The sequence below is a fragment of the Enterobacter sp. HSTU-ASh6 genome (assembly GCF_026319105.1).
GTDB lineage: Bacteria > Pseudomonadota > Gammaproteobacteria > Enterobacterales > Enterobacteriaceae > Enterobacter > Enterobacter sichuanensis.
In genome coordinates, this window is sequence record NZ_WSPD01000006.1 from 229,823 (window position 1) to 245,156 (window position 15,334).

Annotated in this window: 16 protein-coding genes; 7 read left to right on the plus strand and 9 right to left on the minus strand. The window is 57.9% G+C overall.

Annotated elements, in window-relative coordinates:
* The first annotated feature begins 156 nt into the window (after positions 1 to 156).
* From GM298_RS09850 to yjiA, 3 genes are all read left to right on the plus strand, one after another.
* A complete protein-coding gene (locus GM298_RS09850; RefSeq protein ID WP_095449605.1) occupies positions 157 to 2,310 on the plus strand; it encodes a carbon starvation CstA family protein in 2,154 nt (717 codons plus the stop codon).
* A gap of 65 nt (positions 2,311 to 2,375) precedes the next feature.
* Positions 2,376 to 2,579: a YbdD/YjiX family protein gene (locus GM298_RS09855; RefSeq protein ID WP_003856610.1), complete on the plus strand. Its 204-nt coding sequence runs from the start codon at positions 2,376 to 2,378 to the stop codon at positions 2,577 to 2,579.
* A gap of 10 nt (positions 2,580 to 2,589) precedes the next feature.
* Positions 2,590 to 3,543 carry a GTPase gene (yjiA, locus tag GM298_RS09860; RefSeq protein ID WP_266154025.1) on the plus strand — a complete coding sequence of 318 codons (954 nt, stop codon included), beginning with the start codon at positions 2,590 to 2,592 and terminating at the stop codon, positions 3,541 to 3,543.
* A gap of 80 nt (positions 3,544 to 3,623) precedes the next feature.
* On the opposite strand, the gene GM298_RS09865 is transcribed toward yjiA, so the two are convergent.
* Positions 3,624 to 4,982 (minus strand): esterase-like activity of phytase family protein, encoded by a 1,359-nt coding sequence (locus tag GM298_RS09865; protein ID WP_266154026.1) that lies wholly within the window; start codon positions 4,980 to 4,982, stop codon positions 3,624 to 3,626.
* Between the two features lie 411 nt (positions 4,983 to 5,393).
* Between GM298_RS09865 and GM298_RS09870 the strand changes: the two genes are divergently transcribed.
* Entirely contained in the window at positions 5,394 to 5,939 is a 546-nt protein-coding gene (locus GM298_RS09870) for a YfaZ family outer membrane protein (protein ID WP_045286446.1), read from the plus strand.
* A 49-nt stretch (positions 5,940 to 5,988) separates the two neighbouring features.
* On the opposite strand, the gene GM298_RS09875 is transcribed toward GM298_RS09870, so the two are convergent.
* Positions 5,989 to 7,359 (minus strand): NAD-dependent succinate-semialdehyde dehydrogenase, encoded by a 1,371-nt coding sequence (locus GM298_RS09875; protein ID WP_266154027.1) that lies wholly within the window; start codon positions 7,357 to 7,359, stop codon positions 5,989 to 5,991.
* A gap of 149 nt (positions 7,360 to 7,508) precedes the next feature.
* Here GM298_RS09875 and GM298_RS09880 point away from each other — a divergent pair, with 149 nt between their 5' ends.
* Positions 7,509 to 8,252 (plus strand): AraC family transcriptional regulator, encoded by a 744-nt coding sequence (locus GM298_RS09880; protein WP_128339314.1) that lies wholly within the window; start codon positions 7,509 to 7,511, stop codon positions 8,250 to 8,252.
* A gap of 47 nt (positions 8,253 to 8,299) precedes the next feature.
* Positions 8,300 to 8,938, plus strand: a complete 639-nt coding sequence (locus GM298_RS09885) for a LysE family translocator (protein WP_266154028.1) — start codon at positions 8,300 to 8,302, stop codon at positions 8,936 to 8,938.
* 31 nt (positions 8,939 to 8,969) lie between these two features.
* Here the strand turns inward: GM298_RS09885 and GM298_RS09890 are convergent, their stop codons facing one another.
* Together GM298_RS09890 and GM298_RS09895 are read right to left on the minus strand one after the other, a co-directional pair.
* Positions 8,970 to 9,272, minus strand: a complete 303-nt coding sequence (locus tag GM298_RS09890) for a BrnA antitoxin family protein (RefSeq protein ID WP_045286442.1) — start codon at positions 9,270 to 9,272, stop codon at positions 8,970 to 8,972.
* The gene (locus tag GM298_RS09895; protein ID WP_045286441.1) at positions 9,259 to 9,546 is read right to left on the minus strand and encodes a BrnT family toxin; all 288 of its coding nucleotides are present in this window, start codon (positions 9,544 to 9,546) and stop codon (positions 9,259 to 9,261) included. The genes GM298_RS09890 and GM298_RS09895 overlap by 14 nt, the downstream gene beginning before the upstream one ends.
* A 170-nt stretch (positions 9,547 to 9,716) precedes the next feature.
* On the opposite strand from GM298_RS09895, the gene GM298_RS09900 reads away from it, so the two are divergent.
* Positions 9,717 to 10,988, plus strand: a complete 1,272-nt coding sequence (locus GM298_RS09900) for a DUF445 domain-containing protein (protein WP_266154029.1) — start codon at positions 9,717 to 9,719, stop codon at positions 10,986 to 10,988.
* Here the strand turns inward: GM298_RS09900 and GM298_RS09905 are convergent.
* From GM298_RS09905 to GM298_RS09925, 5 genes are all read right to left on the minus strand, one after another.
* On the minus strand, positions 10,985 to 12,061 hold the full coding sequence (locus tag GM298_RS09905; protein ID WP_025757422.1) for a DUF2955 domain-containing protein: 1,077 nt from the start codon (positions 12,059 to 12,061) through the stop codon (positions 10,985 to 10,987). The two genes, GM298_RS09900 and GM298_RS09905, sit on opposite strands and share 4 nt — an antisense overlap.
* Positions 12,051 to 13,118 (minus strand): HlyD family secretion protein, encoded by a 1,068-nt coding sequence (locus GM298_RS09910; RefSeq protein ID WP_088244064.1) that lies wholly within the window; start codon positions 13,116 to 13,118, stop codon positions 12,051 to 12,053. Before GM298_RS09910 ends, GM298_RS09905 begins: the two co-directional genes overlap by 11 nt.
* A complete protein-coding gene (locus tag GM298_RS09915) occupies positions 13,115 to 13,585 on the minus strand; it encodes a MarR family winged helix-turn-helix transcriptional regulator (protein WP_025757419.1) in 471 nt (156 codons plus the stop codon). The genes GM298_RS09910 and GM298_RS09915 overlap by 4 nt, the downstream gene beginning before the upstream one ends.
* Before the next feature lie 541 nt (positions 13,586 to 14,126).
* The gene (locus GM298_RS09920; protein ID WP_088244063.1) at positions 14,127 to 14,822 is read right to left on the minus strand and encodes an ArsR/SmtB family transcription factor; all 696 of its coding nucleotides are present in this window, start codon (positions 14,820 to 14,822) and stop codon (positions 14,127 to 14,129) included.
* 89 nt (positions 14,823 to 14,911) lie between these two features.
* A complete protein-coding gene (locus GM298_RS09925; RefSeq protein WP_045286435.1) occupies positions 14,912 to 15,235 on the minus strand; it encodes an antibiotic biosynthesis monooxygenase family protein in 324 nt (107 codons plus the stop codon).
* Between the last annotated feature and the right edge of the window lie 99 nt (positions 15,236 to 15,334).

Here is a 15,334-nt window from a genome sequence, read left to right on the forward strand (position 1 = left end):
GCCCTCTTTGACCGCTCACCCGGCACTTTCTACCACTCATTCACTTACCCTCCCTTACGCGCGCGACGTTCTGGCACGATCGCTCCAGCATTAATCACCACCTCCTCACAACGAACCCTGACCCTTTTTTCGTTACATAAAAAACCAGGTCTTACTATGGATACTAAAAAACTACTGAAGCACGTGCCCTGGGCCTTACTCGGGATCCTCGGCGCTTTTTGTCTGGCGGTTGTCGCACTACGCCGGGGCGAACACGTAAGCGCCCTGTGGATCGTGGTCGCGTCGGTTTCCGTCTATCTTGTGGCTTATCGCTACTACAGCTTGTACATCGCGCAGAAGGTCATGAAGCTCGACCCGACGCGTGCCACCCCGGCGGTCATTAACAATGACGGCCTGAACTACGTACCCACCAACCGCTACGTGCTGTTTGGTCACCACTTTGCCGCTATCGCCGGTGCTGGCCCTCTGGTAGGCCCGGTGCTGGCCGCGCAGATGGGCTACCTGCCGGGCACCCTGTGGCTGCTCGCTGGCGTGGTGCTGGCCGGTGCGGTGCAGGACTTTATGGTGCTGTTTATCTCTTCCCGCCGTAACGGCGCCTCTCTGGGTGAGATGGTCAAAGAAGAGATGGGCCGCGTACCGGGGACTATCGCCCTGTTCGGCTGCTTCCTGATTATGATCATCATCCTTGCGGTGCTGGCGTTAATCGTGGTGAAAGCGCTGGCCGAAAGTCCGTGGGGGGTCTTCACCGTCTGCTCAACCGTGCCGATTGCGCTGTTCATGGGGATCTACATGCGCTTCCTGCGTCCGGGCCGCGTGGGTGAAGTGTCGGTCATTGGTATTGTGCTGCTGGTCGCCTCCATCTACTTCGGCGGCGTGATTGCACACGACCCTTACTGGGGCCCGGCGCTGACCTTCAAGGACACGACGATTACCTTCGCGCTGATTGGCTATGCGTTTATCTCCGCGCTGCTGCCGGTCTGGCTGATTCTGGCCCCGCGTGACTACCTGGCCACCTTCCTGAAAATCGGCGTGATCGTCGGTCTGGCGATCGGCATCGTGCTGATTAACCCGGATCTGAAAATGCCGGCAGTGACGCAGTACATCGACGGTACCGGCCCGCTGTGGAAAGGCGCCCTGTTCCCGTTCCTGTTCATCACCATCGCCTGTGGTGCGGTCTCTGGCTTCCACGCCCTGATCTCATCCGGTACCACGCCTAAGCTGCTGGCGAACGAGAAAGACGCGCGTCTGATCGGCTACGGTGCCATGCTGATGGAGTCTTTCGTGGCGATCATGGCGCTGGTTGCCGCGTCCATCATCGAACCGGGTCTCTACTTCGCAATGAACACCCCGCCAGCGGGTCTGGGCATCACTATGCCAAACCTGCACGAGATGGGCGGTGACAACGCGGCGCTGATCATGGCGCAGCTGAAAGACGCCAGCGCCCACGCGGCGGCGACCGTCAGCTCCTGGGGCTTTGTGATTTCGCCTGAGCAGATCATGCAGACCGCGAAAGACATCGGCGAACCGTCCGTGCTGAACCGCGCCGGTGGCGCGCCGACGCTGGCAGTAGGGATCGCACACGTATTCCACAAAGTGCTGCCGTGGGCGGACATGGGCTTCTGGTACCACTTCGGTATTCTGTTCGAAGCGCTGTTCATCCTGACCGCGCTGGACGCCGGTACCCGTGCGGGTCGCTTTATGCTGCAGGACCTGCTGGGTAACTTCGTGCCGTTCCTGAAGAAAACCGACTCTCTGGTGGCGGGCATTCTCGGTACCGCGGGCTGCGTCGGCCTGTGGGGCTACCTGCTGTATCAGGGCGTTGTTGACCCGCTCGGCGGCGTGAAGAGCCTGTGGCCGCTGTTCGGTATCTCTAACCAGATGCTGGCCGCCGTGGCGCTGGTACTCGGCACCGTGGTGCTGGTGAAGATGAAGCGCACCAAATACATCTGGGTCACCGTGGTGCCCGCGCTGTGGCTGCTGCTCTGCACCACCTGGGCGCTTGGCCTGAAGCTGTTCAGCGCCAACCCGCAGCTGGAAGGTTTCTTCTTCATGGCCAACCAGTATAAAGAGAAGATTGCCGCAGGCGGCGCGGATCTGACCGCGCAGCAGATTGCCAACATGAACCATATCGTGGTGAACAACTACACCAACGCGGGTCTGAGCATTCTGTTCCTGGTGGTGGTGTACAGCATCATCTTCTATGGCATCAAAACCTGGCTGAAGGTGCGTAACGCTGAAGGTCGTACGGATAAAGAAACCCCGTACGTGCCGGTGCCGGAAGGCGGCGTGAAGACCTCTTCACACCATTAATCCAGGCTGTAACCGTAGGCCCGGATCGCTGCGCGCCACCGGGCTTTTTCTATCTGGAACCCACAATGTTTGGTAACTTAGGCGAAGCAAAAAAATACCTCGGTCAGGCGGCAAAAATGCTGATTGGTATTCCGGACTATGACAACTACGTTGAGCATATGAAGACCAACCATCCGGATAAGCCGTACATGACCTACACTGAATTCTTCCGCGAGCGGCAGGAAGCGCGCTACGGCGGAAGTGGAGAAGGCGGCGTCCGCTGCTGCTAAAGGAGAGACCATGACCCCGATTGCCGTCACCCTGTTGACCGGTTTCCTCGGCGCCGGTAAAACCACCCTGCTGCGCCACATTCTGAACGAGCAGCATGGCTTCAAAATCGCCGTCATCGAAAACGAGTTCGGCGAAGTCTCCGTTGATGACCAGCTGATTGGCGATCGCGCCACCCAGATCAAAACCCTGACCAACGGCTGTATCTGCTGCACCCGCTCTAACGAGCTGGAAGACGCCCTGCTGGATCTGCTCGACAGCCGCGATCGCGGGGAAATCGACTTCGACCGCCTGGTGATCGAGTGCACCGGCATGGCCGACCCGGGCCCGATTATTCAGACCTTTTTCTCCCACGACATTCTGTGCCAGCGCTACCTGCTGGACGGCGTCATTGCCCTGGTCGATGCGGTCCACGCCGACGATCAGATGAACCAGTTCACCATCGCCCAGTCTCAGCTGGGCTATGCCGACCGCATCCTGCTGACCAAAACCGACGTGGCCGGTGACAGCGAAAAACTGCGCGAACGCCTGGCGCGCATCAACTCCCGCGCGCCGGTTTACACCGTGACGCACGGCGATATCGATCTGTCTCTGCTGTTCAACACCAACGGCTTTATGCTGGAGGAGAACGTCACCGCGAAATCGCGCTTCCACTTTATGGGCGATAAGCAAAACGATGTGGCATCGATTGTGGTGGAGCTGGACTACCCGGTGGACATCAGCGAGGTCTCCCGCGTCATGGAGAACCTGCTGCTGTCGTTTGCCGACAAGCTGCTGCGCTACAAGGGGATGCTGTGGATTGACGGCGAGCCGAACCGCCTGCTGTTCCAGGGCGTACAGCGCCTGTACAGCGCCGACTGGGACAGACCGTGGGGCGAAGAAGCGCCGCACAGCGTGATGGTGTTTATTGGTATACAGCTGCCGGAAGAGGAGATTCGGGCGGCGTTTGCGGGTCTGAAGAAATAGCCTCCCCGCTTAACTATGCGCTCCGAACAATCCCCTCTCCCCTGTGGGGAGAGGGTTAGGGTGAGGGGTAAGCGGGAAACTTATTTCACCGCCTCCGGCAGCGTCACAATCCACAGCTCGCTGTCGGACTCCGGCTTCTTCAGCGGCTTCACGCTGAGCGTGGTTTCAACCGGTTTATCATCAAGCGTCAGCTTGCCTTCCGCGTTCACCCGATAATCCTTGAGCTTCTTGCCTTCCACCGGGTTCTGCATCGCCACCTTCACGCCAAAGTCGTTATCGTTCGCCACCGCCAACGTTTTGCTGTCGATCAGCGCCAGCCCTTCAGCCTTTTCCAGCTGCCAGCCAAGGGCGCGCAAATCGACAACCTGGGTTTTCGCCGCAAGGGTAATGCCGCGCTGCGCCAGGGTTTTCTCATCATCAAACTCCGGGTACTCGCCCGGCTTGTCGAAGGCGGCCAGATCGCTCGCCTTGCTGAGATCCACCTTGTAAATCAGGTTACGCATCCCGTCGTTTTTATCACTGCCCTGCTCAATCAGCAGGATGTGCTGGTTATCGAGCGCCACAATGTCGCCGATTTTGGCGTCGTTGTTTTTGTCGTAGGCCGCGCTGTCGATGGGGTAGCCGTACATCGCGGTTTTGCCGGTCGCCGGGTCGAAGCTCACCAGACGTGTAAACAGCGCCTGCTTTTTGCTCTTACCGTCGATATCCAGCGTACTTTGTACGGCGGCGATAATCCGCCCGTCCGGCATCCGGGTCAGGCCTTCAAATCCCCGGTTCGGCTGGCGCCATTTAATGATGTTTGGCAGACCGCCGGCGATAGATTTCTCCCCTTCCGCCGCCTGCGGCCCGTGGATCGCCAGGATCTTCCCTTTGCTGTCGACGTTAATCAGGAACGGGCCATACTCATCGCACAGCCAGTAGCCGCCTTTGCCGTCCGGCGTGATACCTTCCGTATCCAGCCCGCGGTTGTCACCCTTGAGAGTCTTTAACGTGTCGCTGAATGCCACTTCATTGGTGGAGCCAATCACGCCGCTTTGTAGCGGCAGACCGTTAATCTCGCCTTTATCGTCATGCAGCGGGCGGGCATCAACAGCCTCCGCTTTGCCGTTCTGGACGCGAATGGTCATCAGCAGCGGCGCGAAATCCGGCGTGACAAATATTTTGGCTTCGTTTTTACCCATTTTTGGCGCATCAGCGTTGGGACCGCGATCGGTCACGGTCGCAAACGTCAGGGCATCGCCCTGCCTGCCCGTAAACAGCAGGCCAGAACCAATCCCCACCGGGAGCCCGTTCGGGAATGCATCGGCAAACGCGCCGCTGTATTTCACATGTGAGCCGTCAGGGAAGCTGACGACGTAGCGCTCAGCGGTAGGCTGTGCCGCCAGGCCAGAGAAAGAGAGCGCACAACCGATAAGTGCAGGAATAATTTTTCTTTTCATATTGTTAGTGTCCAGTGAGTGAAGCCAACAACGTAAAGAATAAACGTGTCAGAAAAATGACATGGAAAGGCAACCGGCCTGCGCGAGGGAATGTATATTCATCGCCCGGAAATGTAAGGTTGTGTTGTATTATGTTACATCAGAAATACTTCTGGAAATTATTAGAAACTCCATTAATTCACCTCTCATCACTTTCCCTTCCTCGTTCAGTTTGTGTTTAGTCAAAAAATTAAACGGTTCCTAAATGCCTTAACATCACGCGTTGACACCCTGACAACCAAACATCGATGCAACATTTCAAACAAAAAAATTAACAACCTCAGCATAAAAAATCGGCCCTCGTCACATTTGCAGTCATAAACGTCACTTGTTAAGGTGCGCCCAGATTAATTTAATGACGAGGCATAAAACATGAAAAAACTGAATATCCTTCTTCTTTCTGCGCTGGCTGCCGTATCAGGTTCCGCACTGGCAATGGGCGGCACCGTTGAGCAGGGTAAAAACTTTACTAACCTCAATCTGGAAATGGGTAAATCCTCCTCCGGTGTTTATCTGGAAAGTAACTGGCTCAAAAACACCGATGACGGTACCCAGACCGGCGGCGTTGGCGCAGGCTACAACCTGGAAGTGGGACCGGTGATGCTGAATGCGGGCGCCAAGGCAATTTACCTCGGCCCGAAAAAAGGCGATAACGGTGTGGCCTTCCCGATTGGCGGCGGCGTAAACGTTGCGCTGACCGACAGCATCCACGTGTATGGTGAAGGCTATGCGGCTCCAGAAGGGCTGAACAACAGCGTGAAAAACTACGTCGAAGCCAACGGCGGCGTAAGCTGGACGCCGATCACGCCAGTGACTCTGAAAGTGGGTTACCGCCACGTGAGCGTTGATGGTAAAGACGGTCGTCCTGGCCACACGCTGATTGACGGCGCCTACGTGGGTGGTGGAGTCACCTTCTAAGCCTGCGAAGAGACAAAAAAAACCTGCCATCTGGCAGGTTTTTGACCTCTTACTTACGCACCACCACCAGCTTCTGGTTCACAAACTCTTTGATCCCCAGATCCGACAGCTCGCGCCCATAGCCTGAACGCTTCACGCCGCCGAACGGCAGCTCTGGCCCGGTGTCGGTGAGCCAGTTGATGTACACCATTCCGGTCTCAATCCGCGACGCCATGTTCTTCGCGCGCTCAATATCACGGCTGAACACCGCGCCGCCCAGGCCATAGTGGGAGTCGTTCGCCAGCGCGACCGCCTCGTCATCGTTTTTCACCACATACATCTGCGCCACCGGGCCGAAGAACTCCTCGAAGTACGCGGGGTTATCGCGCGAGATATTCGTCAGGATCGTCGGTTCGAAGAAGCACCCCTCACGCTGCACCGGCTTGCCGCCGTAATGTAATGTGGCACCGTTTTTCACCGCCTCGTTAACCTGTCTGGCCAGCGTTTCGAGCGAATCTTGAGACGACAACGGGCCCAGCGTGGTGCTTTCGTCCAGCGGATCGCCAATCTTCACCTGCTTAAATGCCTCGGTGAATTTGCTCAGGAAGACATCTGCAATTTTCTCGTGCAGGATAAAGCGCTTCGCCGCGGTACAGACCTGCCCGGCGTTGTTGAGCCGCGCATTCACACCGATCTTCACGGCTTTGTCCAGGTCCGCATCATCGAGCACCACGAAGACATCGTTGCCGCCCAGCTCAAGGGTGGATTTCTTGATGTGCTTCGCCGCCTGCGCGGCCACCACGCTGCCGGCTTTTTCGGAACCAGTTAGCGCCGCGCCCTGCACGCGATCGTCGGCGATGATGTTCGCCACCTGATCGGAAGTGATAAACAGGTTGGTCCATGCCCCTTCCGGCGCGCCCGCCTCGCGCACCAGGTGGGCAAAGGCCTCGGCACAGTGCGGCACGATGCTGGCGTGCTTAGCCAGCACAGGGTTACCCGCCGCCAGGTTTGGCGCCAGAACGCGCATCAGCTGGTAGTACGGGAAGTTCCACGGCTCAACGGCCATCAGCACGCCGACAGGGTGATGCTCCACCCACGCTTCCCCAAGCTCAGAATCGTACTTCACCGGGGCCAGGAACTGCTTTGCATTGTCGGCGTAATAGCGGGCAATCTGCGCGCACAACTTCACCTCACCGCGACTCTGTGCGATGAGCTTACCCATCTCCTGGCTGGCGATTTTCGCCAGCTCCTCGGTGCGCTCGTCGATCAGGTCAGCAAGCTTATGCAGCACCGGCAGGCGCTGGCTGATGTCGCCTTTCGCCCATTCTGAATGGTACAGCGCATCGGCCGCCTTCAGCGCCGCTTCAATATCCGCATCGGTATGGGAGGGGTATTCTTTGATGAGCTGGTTAGTGGCAGGATTTACTGTCTGATAAGCCATGTCGAATCTCCTTGTTTTACCGCTTAGGGTATTAAGGGTAGTCAACATGACTGCCTCTGAAGGTAAAGTTCGGTATATCCGGAGGGTTCTTAATGAAGCGCTGCCCGATGGTTGGTGGCCATGGTATAAAACCTCCAGAAGGAGCGCCTATGACCGATACCCGACACATCCGCCAGACTTTTCACCGCGTCTCAGGCCTTGAGCGGCGCAGCACGTGGCAGAGCACGCAGGCGTACAAACGTCACTGTCACCCTCAGCTCTCCATCGGCGCGATTGTGGAAGGCCAGACCTGCTGCGTGTGTCATGGCAAAGAGTACATTCTTCACCCCGGGGAGCTCATTGTGATCCCGGCCTCTGCGCCGCACAGCTGCAATCCCGTCGCCGGCAAGCCGCGCAGCTATCACATGCTGTATATCGACACCGATCTTCCCGTGGCATTTCAGGTCATTCGCAACCCTGCGCTCTTTAAGCACTACCTTGCTATTGTGGAGACGATGTCTCCTGCCGCCGTGGAGACGCTGCTTTCTGCCCTTCCCCGCAGTGCGGATAACGCAGATACGCTTCGCTCAACCAGCCAGCAGGTTCAGCAGGCGTTTCTTGCCAACCTGGCCGCACCGCCTTCGCTTGATGAACTCGCCCGACGATTTTCGCTGCGCAAGGAGACGCTGATCCGCACCTTCAGGCAGGACACCGGCCTGACGCCGGGCAGCTTCCTCAATATCTCCCGGGTGGAGTACGCCAAAGCGCGGCTGCGCGCCGGGGATAATATTGCTGATGTCGGCTACCAGAGTGGGTTTGCCGACCAGAGCCATTTTCACAAGACCTTTGTCAGCTATACCGCCGCCACGCCGCGCCAGTACGCCACGGGCCGATCAATATCCGACAATAAATAGGTTCTGCCGCGCCGTACTCTAACCTCAGATTGTTAACTGAGGTCGCTATGGAACTGTTATTCCCTTCCGCTTTTCTCGCCCTGGCACTGGCGCATTTTGTTGCCCTGCTAAGCCCGGGTCCGGATTTCTTTCTGCTGGTAGGCTACGCCGCGCGCTATCGGGTGCGCGGCAGCGCTGGACTGTGCTTCGGCATCGCCGCAGGCAACGGGGTGTACATCCTGCTGGTAATTCTCGGCTGGAGCGCGCTGCGCCAGTTTGCGTGGCTGTTTACGCTTATTGAGCTTTGCGGGGCGCTGTACCTGCTGTGGACAGGTTCGCATCTGGTGCGCAGCCGCCCTCCAGTGCTGGCGCTGAATGAAACCCATCAGCGCTTCCCGTCGCTGCGCAAGCAGGTCCTGCTGGGGCTCGGCTCGGCGCTGCTTAACCCGAAGAATGCGCTGTTCTATCTGGCGTTGATGACGGCGCTGCTGGGGCCGGACGTCACGCTGCTTCAGCAGTCGGCCTGCGGTCTCTGGATGGTGATGGTGGTGCTGGTATGGGATCTGGCGCTGGTGTCGCTGATGGGGTTGCCCGCGGTGCAACAGAGGCTTAGCCGTTCGCTCTGGTGGATTGAGCGCACGGCAGGGATGGTGCTGATGGGGTTTGGGGGATGGGTGCTGTGGCGGCTGCTGGAAAATGTACTCTGACACAGCAGGCAGCGCTAAAGCTGCCATTTACCTATTTTTTACTTTGGTCGCGCAGCATCGCTTCGCGCAAGATAGCGTTAAGCCTTGTCTGATAACCTTTTCCAGGCCGTTTCAGCCACTCCATCACGTCGGCGTCTATACGTACAGATGCCTGAGTTTTAAGTGGTCGAAAGAACTTCCCTCGCACAGCCGCCGCCCACTGTTCATCATCCGTGGCAGGAATATCGCTGTAATCAATCTCTGCTTCTGGTCTTTCAGCTAATGCTTTGAGCTCAGCCTCACGACGAGCGCTTACGTCGGGCGCAGTACCGCGTTTATGTTTAACGATGCTCATAACGGCTCCTCTCTTTACGGTCCGCCTTTCGTGCGCTAATGATACGGATGACTTCGTCACCACTTTCAAAACGTACCGTGTGTGCGACCATAATGACAATTAGACCATGTACAAGGCCAATGGTCTGCCAACGGAACTCTCCATTTTCATGACGATCCTGCAAAGATAAATGATAAGGATCGTCAAACACCAGAACAGCCTCTTCAAAGCGGATCCCATGCTTAATGAGATTGCTTTTCGCTTTGTTGGTATCCCATTCAAACTCCGTTGGCATAGTGTACCCTTCCTTTATTGTATATACAAAAAAGCATATACAAAACGTTCATAAATTGAACCGGTCGACATCATTCAATTTCACTTTCTGAAGGCGCATTCCAGAAACTGAAACGCGAAGGTCCTCCTCCTGCTTTGCACTTTCCTCCCGTCTCCCTCTATCCTTAACCCATGGAAAAAATAGCTGAACTCAAACGCGCCAAGCTGCTGGCGCTGTCGCTGCTGCTGGTTGCCGCCGCGGCGTTTATCACCACCCTGTTCCTGCCGCAGACCTTCTGGGTGCGCGGCGTGAAGGCCATTGCCGAGGCGGCGATGGTCGGCGCGCTGGCAGACTGGTTTGCCGTGGTCGCGCTGTTCCGCCGGGTGCCCATTCCGTTTATTTCGCGCCATACGGCAATCATCCCGCGCAATAAAGACCGGATCGGCGACAATCTTGGCCAGTTCGTGCAGGAGAAGTTTCTGGATACCCAGTCGCTGGTGGCGTTGATTCGCCGCTATGAACCCGCACAGATGATTGGTGCCTGGTTCAGCAAGCCCGACAACGCCCAGCGCGTCGGGCTGCATCTGATGCAGGTGATGAGCGGTTTTCTTGAACTGACCGATGATGGACGCATCCAGCGCCTGCTCAAACGCGCGGTGCATAAGGCCATCGACAAGGTCGACTTCACCGAAACCAGCGCCGTGATGCTGGAGAGCATGACCAAAAACAACCGTCACCAGGTGCTGCTGGACGCCATCATCAACCGACTGATTACCCTGATTCAGCGGGAAAGCACGCGGGACTTTATTGCCGACCAGATTGTCCACTGGCTGAAGACCGAGCATCCCCGCAAGGCGATGTTGCTGCCCACCGAGTGGCTGGGCGATCAGAGTGCGGAGATGGTGTCGAACGCAGTGAACACGCTGCTGGACGACATCAGCCACGACCGCACGCACCAGATCCGCCAGGCGTTCGACCGCGCCACGCTGAAGCTTATCGACAACCTGAAAAACGACCCGGAGATGGCGGCAAAAGCCGACAACATCAAGCACTACCTGAAGAATGACGAGGCGTTTAACCGCTATCTGGGCGAGATGTGGGCCGACCTGCGCCAGTGGCTGAAGGCGGATATGCAGAGTGAGGACTCTCGCGTGAAGCAGCGCATCGCTAACGCCGGGCTGTGGTTTGGCGAAACGCTAACAAACGACGCCAGCCTGCGGGCGTCGCTGAACGAGCATCTGGAGCAGGCCGCGCATCGTCTCGCGCCGGATTTCGCGGCGTTCCTTACCCGCCACATCAGCGACACGGTCAAAAGCTGGGATGCCAAAGACATGTCACGGCAAATTGAGCTCAACATCGGCAAAGATCTGCAGTTTATCCGCGTCAACGGCACGCTGGTGGGCGGGACGATTGGCCTGATCCTGTTTTTACTCTCGCAACTGCCCGCCGTGCTGGGGCATTAATCCGCTTTGGGTGGCGCGATGATATAGCGCGTCGCCTGGAAGCGGTTCAGGATCACATGCACCAGAAACACCATCGTCAGCGTCGCCACCAGCGAAAACGTTACGGAGGTGATGCGATAGAGATCGCTGAACACCAGATCGCTGTCCGGGTGCATGTTCTGCCCGAACATAATGCCGATGGTGGTGATGCTGGAGAACCCCACGCCGGCCCCGACTTTCTCCATTACGTGCAGGCGCGCGCCAAACGCCAGCCCGAGGCCGATCAGCGGCATCATCAGCAGCATATGGCTACTGTGGTCGTAGAGGATAAGCTGGACGACCAAAATATAGAGGCAGCCCAGCACCACGCCGGCCACGCGCCAGATGGAGCTCATCACCGCGCCGCGATAGTGCATCGGGAACAGAATCAAAATCCCCGCCATCAGCGCCGAGAGCGAATCGCTTAAATCACTAATCTGAAAAACAACGAAAATCAGCGTCGCGACGGTACCGGAGAGCAGCGACTCGTGGCGTACGCGGGCGTCGTCTTTCTCGATCAGCGGCGGCGGCTTGCGCGGCTCAACGTCCGGCAGGAGATAGTTCATCAGCGCGCTCAGGCACACCGCCATCACGCTGGCTTCAATGTTGGAAAACAGCAGCGTGTGCCAGTTGGTGGTGGGGTAGCTCATGAAATTGAGCATCACGCTCTGGCACACCACGCCCATGGACCCGAACAGAAACAGCGGCCCCTTGCTCATAAAGCGAAAACGCATCACGTACAGAGCAAATACCACCAGCGTCATGATCACCGGCCATTGCGACAGATAGCCGATAATAATCACCATTTCCACGCAGTTCAGCGACGCACTGAAGATAAACTGCTTCGCCACGTGGCGGTTAAACACCGGGACCAGCGAAAGCAGCATGATCGGGTAGACCACGAAAAAGACGCCGTAACTGGTGTTGTAAAAGCTGGAGATGCTGAGCGCAATCATCCCGGCAAAGACGATGCGCAGGGTCTGGCGAAAGTCATTTGCCGTATAGACGATGTTGCCGTGCGGGGTAAAGACCCGCGCCAGCGTATTAATAGACATAGTGCAGCAGGCTCACCAGGTGGATTTGCATCCCGGAGAAGAAGCGCGCAAACGGCCCTTCGCTGTTGTAAAGCTGCACGGTCGCCCGCGCACCGGTCGGCAGATGCTTCGGCAGCGGCTCATCCAGCGTCACGTGAATGCGCATCCGCTGGGCGTCACGTACCCAGCGGTTAGAGGTTTCCGGCTCGGAAAGCTGGCCATTAACGGCCTCCTGACCGGCGAGGATCCCCGCATCGCTGCTGGTCACGTGGGCGCGGAAAACGTGCCCCGGGAAGGCGTCAAACACCACCGCAGCATCGGTGCCCTGATGGGTATGACGCAGGCTTTTTTCACGGAAATCAGCCACGATATCGGTCTGGTTGTTCACCAGCGCCAGTGCGGCCGAGCCGGAGGAGGCATAAAAGCCGGGGCTTAACTGCAGGTTACTGACCGTGCCGTCTGCCTGGGCGTAAACCTTCGTCCAGCCGAGGTTCAGCTCCGCGTCATCGAGCGCGTTGCGGTATTTTTGCAGCGTCACGTTGTGCTGCTCATCCCGCTCGCCGCGCTGGATGCGCAGGTTCCGGATGTTGGCCTGAATCGTGCTGACGGACTGCTCGCTACTCTGCCAGGTCGTACGGACCTTATCCAGATCCGCCTGCGAGACGTTCTGTAACGTGCTTAGCTTCTGGTAGCGATCGAAGGTCACTTTGTCGTTACGCGCGGTCAGAACCGCGGTCTTCAGGCTGGCCTGCGCGGCGGCGATCTGCGCGTCCAGCTGTTCGTTGGACAGGCGAGCCTGCTCGAGCGCGATTTGCGCCGCTTCCACTTTATTGCGAAACGGCGTGTCGTCGAGTTCAAACAGCAGATCGCCCCGCTTCACCTGGCTGTTGTTGTGCACATGCACGGCCGCCACATAGCCGGACACGCGCGGAGACACCGGTGTCACCACGCGCATCACGGTGGAGTCCGGCGTCAGCGGGATCCAGATATCCGCGACGACAAAGTAGACAAACATCAGGAGGAAAGAGGCAATACTCACCCTTACCCAGCGGGCAAACTTTTGTTCAGGAGTCATTATTTTTCGGTCTTGTTATCTTCTTCGCGGATTGTCCGCAAATTGCAGGCGATTTGATTCAGGGTGGCGCTGAAAATATCGAGATGTTCCGGCGCGATGTTTTGCGATACGCGCGTCTGAAGCGTCTCAATGACCTGGGTGAGCCTTTGAAGGACAGCTTTTCCCTCAGGCGTCAGCGTCAGAAGCCGGATGCGCTTGTCATAAGGCGATGTGGTGCGCAACAGGTAACCCTGCTTTTCCAGCTGTGTCAGAGTGCGCATCAGCGGTGGCAGCTCAATGCCCTGCACCTCCGCAAGCTCACTCACCGAGACGTTATCCCCAAGTTGATGAAGCTGCATCATCACCGTCCAGCTCGACTGGGTTAACCCGGTATCGAGAATGGCGTCGTCGATGACGGCACGCCACTGGCGCACGATCATCGCCATCCGCATGCCCATCGGCCTGCGGCAGAACAGTTCTTCTTCACGCATGGGGAAACCTCTCGAAACACGCAGCCACGATAATAGTTATCAGGGTAAGTATCAAGAAACGAGAGGTAAAAGCGCAGGAATTGCGAAAACGATACTCTCCCTCTCTCCGAGGACCCCCTGGTCATTTTTTACCTGAAGCGATGAATGCTGCATCAGCAAAATTAATGACTTACAGCGACACCCTGGTCCGGCTGTAAATCGCCGAAGCGTTTCCGTAAGGCCGGGGCGAGGCGCAGGGATGCGCCGAGAGGGCGTGGCCTGCAGGGATGCAGGCTCATGCCCGACCCGATAGCCTGAAGGAATAAGCTGAGGGTACCGCGAAGCGGCGATTTACCGCCGGGAGCCCGGGTCGCCAGGGCGGCGGCGATTGAGCCGCCCTGGCACGTTCACAGGTCATGCTGTTACAGAGTAGCAAGGAACATAATGTGAACGGAATGACCACCACAGCCGTATGTTCCCCCTCACCCCAGCCCTCTCCCTCGAGGGAGAGGGGGCCCTCCGAGCATGCGTGGCGTTGAGGTAACCCCTCACGCAGAGGCGTTTAGCGGCTAAAAAACCTCTTTACAGCGGCCTTCCCCGACGCCGTCACCACCACCTCCCTGTACCCCGCCACCCGCTGGATCCAGCCTTTATTTTCCAGATGATCGAGCAGCGCCGCGCCGGCCTCACCTCCCAGGTGAAACCGCCGCTCGCTCCAGTCCAGGCAGGCGCAGCAAGCCTTGCGACGGGGATGAGCACTTAACGGAATGCCGAGCGTCAGGAACTGCTCCCGGCCATACAGCGTCAGCGCGGAACCGTCTGCCTCAAGCCAGCCTTCTGCCTGCATAAAATCATAGATCTGCACCGCCACCGTACCGGCAAGATGGTCGTAGCAGGTACGGGCTTGACGCATGGCTTTCGGCGCAGTGGTTTCAGGCGGGGTAATGCGGCTCCAGGAGAGTCCCATCATCTGCTCGACCAACGCCGCGACGTCGGGCCCGGCAAGGCGATAATAGCGATGCCGCCCTTGCGACAGGCAGGTAATCAGCTTTCCTTCCACCAGCCGGGCGAGATGCCCGCTGGCGGTCGACGGTGCAACCTCTGCCGCCGCGCTCAGTTCGGTGGCCGTCCACGCCCGCCCGTCCATTAGCGCACAGAGCATCTTCACGCGCGACGGATCGGCCATTGCAGCCGCCACTGCGGCAATGGCCAGCTCCAGCGCCGCGCTGTTATCAGGGGGTAAGCTCGTCTTTAACATGGGTCGCCCAGGGTTCGGTGATCTCTGCGGCCAGCGCGGCCGCTCATTCGCCCGGCTCCCCGGGGATATCGCTAAAAAATACATTAATATTATAGATCGACATCTTCTCCGGTTTCAGAGGTATATTCCCGCACGACCTGCGCCACCCGAAGGCGGTAGTACGTAAAAATCGACTCCCGCCCTTCGGCCTGCGCCGCCTGGTGAAAGACGTTGTGCTTCCAGCGGCGGACAGCCTCTTCATCCCGCCACCAGGAAAGAGACAGGATTTTGCCGTCGGTGGTCAGGCTCTGAAAACGTTCGATATCAATAAAGCCGTCGATCTCCGCCAGCAGCGGCTTCAGTTCGGCGGCCAGCTGCAGGTAGCGCGCCTGATGAGCAGGCTCGGCTTTGGCTTCAAAAAGGACTGCGATCATGATTTTCTCTCCGCTGTGATGTTGGGGAGAGAATGCAGGAGGGAAAAACGCAATGCTTCGGCAAGAAGCGAAATGTTGTGCCGGATGGCGCTGCGCTTA